Genomic DNA, 11153 nt, shown 5'->3' with positions numbered 1-11153 from the left:
CGGCCGCTTCGACGGCGAGGAGCAGACGGCGGGCTCGGTCCGCCGGATCCGGGCTCAGGCGCGCGGCCCGTTCCAGGGCGGTGGCGGCCGTGGCTGTACCGGTTCGGCAGTGGGCGCGCCGAGCCGCGGCTTCCAACGCTGCGGCTGCCGTTTCGTCCGGCCCGGTGGCCGCCGCGGCGAGATGCCAGGCTCGCAGATCCGGTTGATCGGTCAAAGTGGCGATCGCCGCGTGCACGGTAAGACGCTTGGTGAACGGCGCGGTTCGGTAGGCGGCCGCTCGTTTGAGGGGATGGTGGAAGGTGATCGACTGTCCCGCGACGGTGAGCATGCCGGACTGCTCGGCCACAGCCAGTGCCTCGGCCGTCGATCCGAGCTCGGCCAGAACCCGTACCACCAGGGACAGGTCGCCGCTGTCCTCGGCGGCGGCGACCAGCAGCGCAAGCCGTGCCGAGTCCGGTAGGCCGGCGATCTGGGATTGGTAGGCCTGCTGTAATCGGTCCGGTAGCGGCAGCGGTTCCGGCGACAGCGCATCGATGTCCATCCGGGGCAGTTCGAGCAGCGCCAATGGATTGCCCGCCGCGGTGGCCAGCACCCGATCGCGTACCTCGGGCCGCAGATCAGGTATGCGTTCTGCCAGTAGCTCCCGTGCCGCCGTGGGATCGAGCGGTGCCAGATGCATGTCCGGTAGGCCTGGTGCGAAGAACTCGGGCCGTCCCGCGACCAAGGCCACGATGCCCCGCTCGGTCAGCCTGCGTGCCGCGAACAGCAACGCGTCCGCGGACGGTCTGTCCAGCCACTGCGCGTCATCGATCAGGCACAGCACCGGTCCGGACCGCGACAGTTCCGTCAGCAGCGTCACCGTGGCGATGCCGACCAGGAAGCGATTGTCGGCCGATTGCGTGCGCGAGCCGCCGAGCGCGGCGAACAATGCCTCGCGTTCCCGTTCCGCCAGCGCCTCGACGTGGTCCAGCGCCGCGGACAGCAGCAGTTGCAGCGCAGCGAACGGCAGTTCCGCCTCGCTCTCGATTCCGATGCACCGCAAGACCCGCCAACTCGCGTCGACCGAGCTCGCCGCGAAGTCGAGCAGAGCCGACTTTCCCGCCCCGGACTCGGCGGTGATGAACAGGGCCTCGCCCCGCCCTTCGGATGCGCTGTTCAGCAGTGCACGAATCCGTGCCTGCTCATCGACACGACCATGCAGCATGACGGCAAACTTGGTGAGCGGTCGGCGGGCGGACAAGGTCGGGGGTGGGGGTTGCATCAACGTTGCAACGCACGGCACGTAACGCCCGCTGGCGCAACAACGCGCGGTCGAACGCGGAATCCTGGCGGGCGGTAAAACCAACACAGCCTACGCTGGGATGCATGACCAACCCGAACGATCCGTGGGGACAGCGGCCGGAGGATGCGCCGACCGAGCACCTGGGCCCGCCGGGGAAGTCCGGGTACGCGGAGCCGGCGCACACCGCGGAGTACACCGAGGCCTACGGCGTCGGCGCGCCGTCGGAATATCCTCCCACCGAGCAATACGGTGCGTGGGCTCAGCCAGGACCGAATGCCACGCGAGAGTTTCCGTCCTACGACGCTCAGTGGGCCGCCTACCAGGGCGGTGGCGACAACCGGTGGGCGGGCACGCCGCCGCCCGGTGCCGGCGCTGCGCCGGAACAGCCGCGGCCACCACGGCGCAATACCGGTCTGTGGATCGCGCTAGGTCTCGGCGTCGTGCTGTTGATCGGCGCTGTCGGCGTGGTGGCCGGCATGCTGCTGGGCGCGGGCGATTCCGGTTCGAGCGACACGGCGGCGGTTGTGTCGGCGCCGGTCACGACCAGGCCGGTGCCGGGAACGAGGACCGCGGAGCCGACTCCGCCCAGCGGCCTGCCGAGCCTGCCCGGCCTCGGCGATGTCGATGGCCTCGGCACCACCATGGGCACCATCACCGCCAACGACGGGGGCACGCTGACCGTGAGCACGGTGCTCGGCAACACCGTCACCGTCCGCACCGACGCCGGCACCCAGGTGATCTCGTTGGCGGGCACCAAGGTGTCCGATCTGCCCACCGGTGAGCTGGTGCTGATCCAAGGTGACAAGGCGGCGGACGGATCGATTCAGGCCAAGGTCATCATCGGCACCTCGCTGTCCGGCGGCGGGCGATGAGCGACCCGTTGCGGCTGCCTCCGCCCCGCTCGGCCCGGCGCGAGGCCAATGACCGGCTGTCCCTATTAGGCTAGGCGGCGATGACGGCAATCTGGTTCGGACTGGCGGCGATCGCGCTCGTGGGCGCGATCGTCTTGCTGTATTTCGATCGGCTCCAGCGGCAGCGGACCGGTCACGCGCGACAGGTCTGGGCGAAGTCCCAGGGCTACACCTATGTGTCCGTCGAGCCCGCGCTGCCGTCCACGTGGCGGCGTGGCGCGATGGCCAAACTGGGCTACCTATCCGCGGTCGACGTGGTCTCCGGCATCCGTAAGGGTGAGAAGTTCGTCCTGTTCGACCTGGAGGATGCCGCGACCCTGGTCGCCGTCCGCAGGCAGATCGGCTCGGACATCGACGTGGACATGCGGCTGAAGACCGCCGCGCCGCCCAAGGACCACGATCTGGAATTGCTCGGCGCCATCGGTGGCCGGGTGGTCTTCGCGACCAACCCCGAAATCGCCAGGCACGCTGTGGATCAGCGCATGGTCGCCTTCATCGAGAACTTGTCGGACACCGTGCAGATGCTCTGGAGCGAGGGCAACTGGACGCTGGGCATGCTGTCGGTCGGCACATCCCCGAAGGACTGGGAGAACGGGATCGACGCGGTGCTGCGCCTGTCCGGTCTGCTGCACGTGTTGCCCCCCGTCAGCGAGCCGCGCTTGGACGGCGGCGGGCACGACCCGGGTCGTCCGCGCGTGCGCGAGCGTCAGCGGGATGCCGAGGACGACGTGGCGCCGCGGATGCGCGGGGAGTCGGAGAGCGACGAGCGGCCGTTCGACGACGACGTCTACGCGAACGAACGAGCGCCGCTGACCGCGGCGGACGAGGCCAGGCCGGAACCTCCGCGGCGCCCATCGCTCGCAGTGGTGCCGGACGCGCGCGGCCGCGTCCGCGAAGACGACTGGGCGGGCGAGGACGACCTGGCGCGCGAGGAGCGCGGCGCGCAGCCCGCTGCCGAGAACCGGTCCGGTGCGGGCGACCCGCCCGGCGGCCCGTTCCATCCGGGATTCCGGCCCTATCAGGGACCCGTGCCGAAGTGACCGGCTGCGCGCCCAACGCAGTCGGCTCGGCACGGCTGCGACCGATCGCGCTGTCATGACCGACCACCCGCATCCACCGCGTCTGCAGAACAGGCGCAGCCGGACGAAGTCCGTCATCAGCCCCGCGCCGGGCCGAGCGAAGGCGAGGCAGTCGCCCGGCGGCACCTGTCCGGTGGCCTTGGTCACCGGACCGACCTCGGGCATCGGTCACGGCTACGCGAGTCGGCTGGCCGCGCTCGGCTACGACTTGGTGCTGGTCGCCAGGGACGAGCAGCGTCTCGCGGCCCTCGCGGCCGACCTCGAGCACCGCTTCGGCACTCGCTCGCAGGTGCTCGTCGCGGATCTGGCGCGGACCTCCGACCGTGCGCAAGTCGCCGCGCGGCTGGCCGACGGCGTCGAATTCCTGGTCAACAACGCGGGATTCGCGCACTCCGGGGAATTCTGGACGGTGCCGCCCGAGCAGTTGCAGGCGCAGCTGGACGTCAACGTGACGTCGGTGGTCCAGCTCACCAGGGCGGCGCTGCCGTCGATGATCGCCGCGGCGAAGGGCCGCGTGGTCAACGTGGCCAGTGTCGCGGGCTTGGTCCCCGGACGAGGTTCGACGTATTCGGCGTCCAAGGCCTACGTCGTATCCTTCACGGAAGGGTTGGCAGGCGGATTGGCCGGAACCGGAGTGCGGGTCCAGGCCCTGTGCCCGGGCTTCGTGCACACCGAATTCCATGAGCGAGCCGGCATCGAGATGTCGTCGCTGCCGAAAGCGCTGTGGCTGAGCGTCGACCAGGTAGTCGCCGGTTCGCTGCGTGATCTGGAGAAGGATCGGGTGCTCAGCGTGCCCGGCATGCAGTACAAAGCGCTCACTACCGTCGGCGGAATGATCCCGCGAACCCTGGCGGCCCGACTGAATCGCGGGCTGTTCAACGCACGCGGAAGGACTTAGACATGATCGACCAGGTGATTACCAACGACAGGGACAGATTGGCCACGCTGGTGCGCGAGCTCGCGGTAGTGCACGGCCGGGTCACGCTGTCCTCGGGCAAGGAGGCGGACTACTACGTCGACCTGCGCCGCGCGACCCTGCACCACGGCGCGGGCCCGCTGATCGGCAAGTTGCTGCGCGAGCTGGTCGCGGACTGGGATTTCGACGCGGTCGGCGGCCTGACCATGGGCGCCGACCCGGTGGCGCTGGCCGTGATGCACGCGCCGGGTCGTCCGATCGACGCCTTCGTGGTGCGGAAGGCCGCGAAGTCGCACGGCATGCAGCGCCAGATCGAGGGCCCGGACGTCGCGGGTAAGCGGGTTCTGGTTGTCGAGGACACCACCACCACCGGAAATTCACCTCTGACCGCAGTGCGCGCGTTACGTGCGGCAGGCGCTACCGTTGTCGGCGTCGCCACTGTCGTCGACCGGGAAACCGGCGCCGATCAGGTGATCGCCGCGGAAGGACTGGAGTACCGGTCGATCCTCGGCCTGAAGGATCTCGCCCTGGGATAACCTGGTCGATGGTCTCAGTTTCGAGAGGTGAAGGGTCGTGTGAGTAGCCAGTGGTGAGCATTGCAGTCAATAGAAGTCGCGAGAACGTTGCGATGCTCGGAATCGGTGCTTACCGACCCAAACGCCTGGTCAGCAACGCCGAAGTGTGCGAGGTGCTGGATTCCACCGATGAGTGGATCTACGAGCGCACCGGCGTCCGCAACCGGCGCTGGATCAGCGGTGACGAGACGCTCCGGTCGATTGCCGCCGCGGCAGGTGAACGCGCGATCGTCAACAGCGGCATCGACCGCTCCAAGATCGGCACCCTGATCCTGGCCACCTCCAGCTGGCTGACGCTCACTCCGCACGGCGCGCCGCAGGTGGCCTACGACATCGGGATGAACGGCGTCCCCGCCTTCGACCTGACCTCCGGCTGCGGCGGCTTCGGATACGGCCTCGGCGTGGCCGCGGACATGATCCGCTCCGGCTCCGCCGAGTACATCCTGCTCATCGGTGCGGAGACGATGACCGTGGGGCTCGATCCCACCGACCGCGGCACCGCGATGATCTTCGGTGACGGCGCGGGCGCGGTGGTGGTCGGCCCGAGCGAGGAGAACGGCATCTCGCCGACCGTGTGGGGCAGCGACGGCGAGAACGCCGCGGCGATCATGCAGGACATCGACTTCTTGGAGTACATGCACCGGGCCCAGGCCATGCAGGGCCTCGATCCGGAGCTCGAGCCGGTCGGCCGGATGTCGCTGCGGATGGAGGGACCGCGGGTGTTCCGCTGGGCCGCGGTCACCCTGCCGCGGGCGCTGTCCACCGCGCTGGAGGTGTCCGGCGTGGCCAAGGAGGACATCGAGGTCTTCGTCCCGCATCAGGCGAATGCCCGCATCAACGAGCTGATGAAGAAGAACCTCGGCCTGGCCGACGATGTCCCGATGGCGGGCGACATCGAGAACACCGGCAACACTTCGGCCGCCTCCATCCCGCTCGCGATCGAAGAGATGCTGGTAACCGGCAAGGCCAAAGGCGGCCAGACCGCGCTACTGCTCGGGTTCGGCGCGGGCCTGAGCTACGCGGGCCAGGTGGTCACCCTGCCGCCCGCCCCGGCCGAGCCGAGCTTCTGAGCTGATGCGCCGGTTTCGAGCCGGGTTCCTCGTCGCGGCCGCGGTCACCGTCTACGGTGCCGTCACCGGGCGGGAGAAGGCGCAGTGGATCGCGAAGCCGCTGCTGATGCCGCTGCTCGCGGCCGATGTGGCGACCCAGGGCGCCGAGTTGCCGCGCACCGACCGCACCGTGTTGATCGGGTCGCTCGGCGCGGCGACGGTCGGCGACATCTTGCTCATCGACCCGGACGACGACCGCAGGCTGATCGCGGGGGCGTCGTCCTTCGCGGTGATGCAGGCCGGGTATTCGGCGCTGTGGTGGCGGAAGGGTGGCAGGCCCACCGCCGGGGCGGTCGTACCTCGCGTCGCGGCCTGGCTGGGTGCGATCGGGTTACTGCGGGCGAAGGCGCCGACGGTGGCCGCGCCGCTGGCGGCTTACGGCCTCACCTTGGGCACCGCGGCCGCGTTGGCTTCCGATCCCGCGCTGGCGCCCGCAGCGAAAAACATTGCGGGCGTGAATGTTCCCGGTGCCGATCCGCGCAGCCGCCTCGGTCTCGGCGCGCTGCTGTTCACCGTCTCCGACGGGCTCATCGTGCTGCGGCGGTTATTCGCGCGCGGCGAGGGGGCTCGCCGGGTGACCGAAGGCGTCATCCTGGCGACCTACGCCGCCGCGCAATATCTGCTCGCCGATCCGAAGGCGCATGTGCCGACCGTGGTCAGAGCACCAGAATGATGCGGTCCCGGTTCGCTGGGTCGACGCGGATCGAGAGGACCTCACCCACCGCGAGCCGGGGTTTGTCGGCCGGGGTGACGTCGAAAACGATCGTCCCTCGGTAGCTTTCCGACCCGGGCACGGTCAATTCGAGATCCAGTTCGGTGAGCTCGGTGGAGTGGTCGGTGCGTTGCAGCGGATGCACGCCTTCGACGGTCGCCCACCCTTCCAGGCCGTGCCGCCACAGCTTCCGATCGGCCTTCGACGGTCGCGCCGCCAGGATCATCCCGATCCCCGCGCACGATCCGAACAATCCGACCAACGCGACGATCTGATAAGGCACGGTCCCCGGCGGCGTCCGATGCACCACCCACCCCAACCACAACGCCAGCAGCACCAGATACCCGGCCGTTACCCCGAGCACCGTATGCAGTATCCGCTCGTGATCCATGCCAGCCTCCACCCCGAGTGCCAGACTTCCAGGATAGGCGTGTGACACGCGGCTCGGCGGCGCTATCGGCACCTCAATCGCTGTTCAGCGCAGCAATGTCGATCGTGACCGGAGTTCCGGCAAGTTCCAGTGTCACCGAGCCGGACCGCTCGGCAACCTGCTCGTAGTCACTTCCGATCAAGTGGTAGGCGGTCAGGCTGATCGGTTCGTCGAGATCAATCAGCCAGTAGTACTCGATACCGGACTCGGCGTACTCGAAGAACTTGGCGACACGGTCGGTGCGACGAGAACCGGCTGACAGGATCTCGACAGCAAGTACCACATCCTCCGGTTGGACGCGTGCGAGATCGTCGTGGAGCGCTTTGCGGCGGATAACCAGGACGTCCGGCGCACGCACGGTAGGGGGTTGCGTCGGGTCGATGACCAGCTCTGCATCAACTACTGCGGCCAGCTGCCTCGGTAACTGGGGGTGGAGTTGAGCCGCCAGACGCCACACCGCGAATTGATGGCGCAAGACCGGCTTCGGTGACACGACCAGAACCCCCTCGACGAGCTCGTAGCTCCGACTGCTGTCTTCCGGCAGCGCGATCCAGTCCTCCAGGGTCAGCAGATGATCAGGCCAGTGCATTTCGACGGTCATCGCTTCCTCCCTCCCCGCACGGCTACCGCGTAGTGGCCAGTCTTGCACAGCAAGCCGACAAAACAGAGCCGCGTCAGCCTTTGAGTCGCAAAACCGCCAACACCCTGCGGTGATGCGTATCAGACGGCGGCAAGTCGAGTTTGGTGAAGATATTGCCGATGTGCTTCTCCACCGCCCGTTCGCTGACGCTCAGGGCGGTGGCGATGGCGTTGTTGGACAGACCCTGGGCCATCAGCTCGAGCACCTCGCGTTCGCGCGGGGTCAGGCGCCCCAGCGAATCCTGCTGACGCGAGGCGCCCATCAATTGGCTCACCACCTCCGGGTCGAGTGCGGTGCCGCCCGTTGCGACGCGGCGCAGCGCGTCCACGAATTCCCTGACGTCGGCGACCCGGTCCTTGAGCAGATAGCCGACGCCGCTGGCGCCACCCGCGAGAAGCTCTGTGGCGTAGCGGGTTTCGACCCATTGAGAGAACACCAGCACGCCGGTCATCGGGTACTTGCGGCGCAGTTCGATGGCCGCGAGCAGCCCTTCATCGGTGTAGCTCGGCGGCATTCGCACATCCACCACGGCGACGTCGGGATTGTGTCTGCCCACCACGTCGGCCAGTGTGCTCGCGTCGCTGACCATGGCGACCACTTCGTGACCGCGTTCGGTGAGCAGCCCCGCGAGCCCGTCACGCAGAATGGCACTGTCCTCGGCGATCACGACGCGCAGTCCGTCGCTCATTTCTGCGCCTCGCCCGCGCTCGGCTCCGTCCGGTGCGACGTGCGCTGTGTGCTCGTTCATCGCGACCCCGCCAGCGGCAACAGGATGGTCACCACGGTCGGTCCGCCCGCCGGGCTCTGCACCGTCAGCGTTCCGTCCACGGTGCGGGCTCGCGCCGCGAGACCGGACAGCCCGCTGCCCACGCCGATCGCGCCGTCCGTTGGCGGCACCACGCCGCCGATCCCGTTGTCGCGCACCGTCACCGCGATGGTCCGCGCGTCGCTCGGGAGCACCGAGACCCACGCGCCGGTGGCATGCGCGTGCCGCACCACGTTGGTCAGCAGCTCGGCCACCGAGAAGTACGCGATCGCCTCGATGGCCGGGCTCGGGCGCTCGGGCAGGTGCACCCGTAGCTCCACCGGCACCGAGCAGCGCGCGGTCAGCGTCTCCAGGGCCGGTTCGAGGCCCAATTCCAGTGCGGGCGGGTGAATTCCGCGGACCAGCTCGCGCAGCTCGGTGATCGCCTCCTTGGAACTGGCGTGCGCGTCGGCGATGAGTTCGCTGGGATCGCCGCCCGCCGCGAGCCGGTCCTCGGCCCGTCCCAGCGCCATCGCGATGGTGACCAGTCTGGCCTGCGTCCCGTCGTGCAGATCGCGTTCCAGCCTGCGCAGCGTGGCCGCGGAATCCTCCACCGCGGTCCGCCTGCTCTCCTGCAACTCCGTCACCCTGCGGTCGCGCGCCGTCGCGCTGAGCAGGGCGATGGTGAGCAGTCCGTGCACCCAGCAGACGGCGCGCAACAACCACGGCAGCACCAGGCAACCCAGGATGCCCAGCAGTGCGAACCCGAGTACCTTCGGCCAGCTGTCGACGTAGAAATCGCCGAACTGGACCATGGATTGGTGCTCGACACCGTTCTCGTCGACGTTGGTCGGATGGACCAACGCCCACGGGATCGGTGAGATCGCGGTGAACATGGTCATCGCCACCGTGACGAGCACCAGATACCCGACCCCTACGCCGAGCACCGCTTGCGCGAGCAGGAACAGCACCGCCCGCCAGCTCACCCGATCGGAGAACGAGCCCTTGATGAATCCGATCACGCCGGGTGCGGGTGCGAACGGTGGCGGCGGCGTGACGGTGACGCCGAGCAGGTCTTTGGCCAGCGCGCGGTAGATCCGTCCCCAGACCCGTCCGCCGAGCAGCACCAGCGCGAGCACCGGCAGGCCGATGATGGTGATCGCGACGTACAGCCCGCCGCCGAAGCCGAAGAACAAGTACGCGACGGCCACGCAGCCGAGCACGAAAACCGTGAGGACGTAGACGAGTTCCTTCCAGAACCGGGCGCGCAACGGCGCGAGCAGCACGGTGCGCAGCACGTGCTCAGCCGGTTCGGGCTCGCCCGGTGGCGGCTCGAGCACGAGGGTCGATTCGGTGTGTGTCTCGGTCATGACTCCATGGTTGTCGCCGGGGCGCGAACCTTCGATGGAGCTGGCCGCCGAATGGTGGTGTAGCCAGCCACACCGCTACCATCCTGCGGATGAGCTATCCGCCGCAGCAGCCGCCGTACGGCTACCCAGCCTACGGTTCCTACGGACCGCCGTCCGACCACCCGCAAGCCACGACCATCCTGATCCTGGGCATCCTGAGCCTGGTGCTATGCCAGATCATGGGCCCCTTCGCCTGGGTGATGGGCAAGCGCGCACTCAACGAGATCGACGCGTCCGGTGGCGCCATCGGCGGCCGAGGCAATGTCAACGCGGGCTACATCTGCGGCATCATCGCGACGGTGCTGCTGGTCCTCAGCCTGTTGTTCATCGTGCTTTTTGTGGTGCTCGGCTTGGTCGGCGCCTTCGCGGGAAGCTCGTCCAGCTACTGAGCTGCAGACCCGGCCACCCGTCGTCGGCGTGGTAGCCGGAATTAGCATCGTTGGCGTGAGTGATCCAGTGCCGGACGCAGCGGACCAGGACCTACCCGGGCCGACGGAGTGGGGTGCGCACTCGCACGGCGTCGGTCCGTGGGCTGTCGAGCACGCGGAGCCGCCGCCGGAGGATCCACGTCTGGATCCGGAGCTGCTGACGGGTGGCGACCGCCGCAACGTGGTCGACGCCTATCGGTACTGGACCCGGGAGGCGATCGTCGCCGACATCGATCGGCGTAGGCACCCGTTCCATGTCGCGATCGAGAACTTCGGGCACGACGCGAACATCGGCACGGTGGTCCGCACGGCGAACGCCTTCGCGGCCGCGGCCGTGCACATCGTGGGCAGGCGGCGCTGGAACCGGCGCGGCGCCATGGTGACCGACCGCTACCAGCACATCGAGCATCACGCGGATATCGGCGAGCTGCTGGCCTTCAGCGAACGCGCGGGTCTCACCGTGGTCGCCGTCGACAACGTGCCGGGTTCGGTTCCGCTGGAGACGGTCACGCTTCCGCGCCAGTGCCTGCTGCTGTTCGGCGCGGAGGGCCCGGGGGTCACCGAGCACGCCAAACAGGCCGCCGTGATGACGGTGTCGATCGCGCAGTTCGGTTCCACCCGCAGCATCAACGCGGGTGTGGCCGCGGGAATCGCGATGCACGCGTGGATCCGCCAACACGCCGATCTCACGAATGCGTGGTGAGCGCGCGAGCGCCTGAACAGGCGATCTCGCGGTCGCGGACCGAAGCACCACGATTTCACATCGCTTTCGTAACAAATCGGACGCATAAATGCGTTGAATCCTGGCACCATTGAGTCATGACCTCGCGGAGCGACGATCTCGACGTGCCGCACGCGGAGCACGCCGAACCGGCTTCCGCGGCACCGCACCCGCCGGCCGGCCCTGCACGGGCGGG

The 11153-nt window shown here is 68.5% G+C and carries 13 protein-coding genes; 8 read left to right on the top strand and 5 right to left on the bottom strand.

The features are described 5' to 3' along the window. On the bottom strand, positions 1 to 1204 hold a 1204-nt coding region (locus NA4_RS35180), incomplete at its 3' end, for an AAA family ATPase (RefSeq protein ID WP_169811183.1). A gap of 161 nt (positions 1205 to 1365) precedes the next feature. On the opposite strand from NA4_RS35180, the gene NA4_RS35175 reads away from it, so the two are divergent. The 6 genes from NA4_RS35175 (at position 1366) to NA4_RS35150 (ending at position 6545) form a co-directional block, all read left to right on the top strand. Then, positions 1366 to 2154 (top strand): DUF5666 domain-containing protein, encoded by a 789-nt coding sequence (locus NA4_RS35175; protein ID WP_067479891.1) that lies wholly within the window; start codon positions 1366 to 1368, stop codon positions 2152 to 2154. An 80-nt stretch (positions 2155 to 2234) separates the two neighbouring features. Continuing rightward, complete coding sequence (locus tag NA4_RS35170; RefSeq protein WP_067479888.1) at positions 2235 to 3233, top strand: TtfA family protein; 999 nt, start codon at positions 2235 to 2237, stop codon at positions 3231 to 3233. Between the two features lie 55 nt (positions 3234 to 3288). Then, positions 3289 to 4170: an SDR family NAD(P)-dependent oxidoreductase gene (locus tag NA4_RS35165; protein ID WP_084497738.1), complete on the top strand. Its 882-nt coding sequence runs from the start codon at positions 3289 to 3291 to the stop codon at positions 4168 to 4170. Positions 4171 to 4172: 2 nt separating this feature from the next. After that, positions 4173 to 4724 carry an orotate phosphoribosyltransferase gene (pyrE, locus tag NA4_RS35160; RefSeq protein ID WP_067479886.1) on the top strand — a complete coding sequence of 184 codons (552 nt, stop codon included), beginning with the start codon at positions 4173 to 4175 and terminating at the stop codon, positions 4722 to 4724. A 50-nt stretch (positions 4725 to 4774) separates the two neighbouring features. Next, entirely contained in the window at positions 4775 to 5833 is a 1059-nt protein-coding gene (locus tag NA4_RS35155; RefSeq protein ID WP_067479884.1) for a beta-ketoacyl-ACP synthase 3, read from the top strand. Positions 5834 to 5837: 4 nt separating this feature from the next. Continuing rightward, positions 5838 to 6545, top strand: coding sequence for a lysoplasmalogenase family protein (locus NA4_RS35150; RefSeq protein ID WP_067479882.1), 708 nt, complete (start codon positions 5838 to 5840; stop codon positions 6543 to 6545). On the opposite strand, the gene NA4_RS35145 is transcribed toward NA4_RS35150, so the two are convergent. The 4 genes from NA4_RS35145 to NA4_RS35130 form a co-directional block, all read right to left on the bottom strand. After that, the gene (locus NA4_RS35145; protein WP_067479880.1) at positions 6529 to 6975 is read right to left on the bottom strand and encodes a hypothetical protein; all 447 of its coding nucleotides are present in this window, start codon (positions 6973 to 6975) and stop codon (positions 6529 to 6531) included. The two genes, NA4_RS35150 and NA4_RS35145, sit on opposite strands and share 17 nt — an antisense overlap. A 73-nt stretch (positions 6976 to 7048) precedes the next feature. After that, positions 7049 to 7615: a Uma2 family endonuclease gene (locus NA4_RS35140; protein WP_067479878.1), complete on the bottom strand. Its 567-nt coding sequence runs from the start codon at positions 7613 to 7615 to the stop codon at positions 7049 to 7051. Positions 7616 to 7688: 73 nt separating this feature from the next. Beyond that, positions 7689 to 8342: a LuxR C-terminal-related transcriptional regulator gene (locus NA4_RS35135; RefSeq protein WP_067479876.1), complete on the bottom strand. Its 654-nt coding sequence runs from the start codon at positions 8340 to 8342 to the stop codon at positions 7689 to 7691. A gap of 56 nt (positions 8343 to 8398) precedes the next feature. Then, a complete protein-coding gene (locus NA4_RS35130; protein ID WP_067479874.1) occupies positions 8399 to 9769 on the bottom strand; it encodes a sensor histidine kinase in 1371 nt (456 codons plus the stop codon). Positions 9770 to 9858: 89 nt separating this feature from the next. Between NA4_RS35130 and NA4_RS35125 the strand changes: the two genes are divergently transcribed. Then, positions 9859 to 10197, top strand: a complete 339-nt coding sequence (locus tag NA4_RS35125) for a DUF4190 domain-containing protein (protein ID WP_067479872.1) — start codon at positions 9859 to 9861, stop codon at positions 10195 to 10197. 55 nt (positions 10198 to 10252) lie between these two features. Further along, positions 10253 to 10939, top strand: a complete 687-nt coding sequence (locus NA4_RS35120; protein WP_067479870.1) for a TrmH family RNA methyltransferase — start codon at positions 10253 to 10255, stop codon at positions 10937 to 10939. Positions 10940 to 11153 lie beyond the last annotated feature (214 nt).

Source organism: Nocardia amamiensis NBRC 102102, assembly GCF_001612745.1.
In the GTDB taxonomy this organism is placed as follows: domain Bacteria; phylum Actinomycetota; class Actinomycetes; order Mycobacteriales; family Mycobacteriaceae; genus Nocardia; species Nocardia amamiensis.
This window is presented reverse-complemented; position numbering and strand designations above follow the sequence as displayed.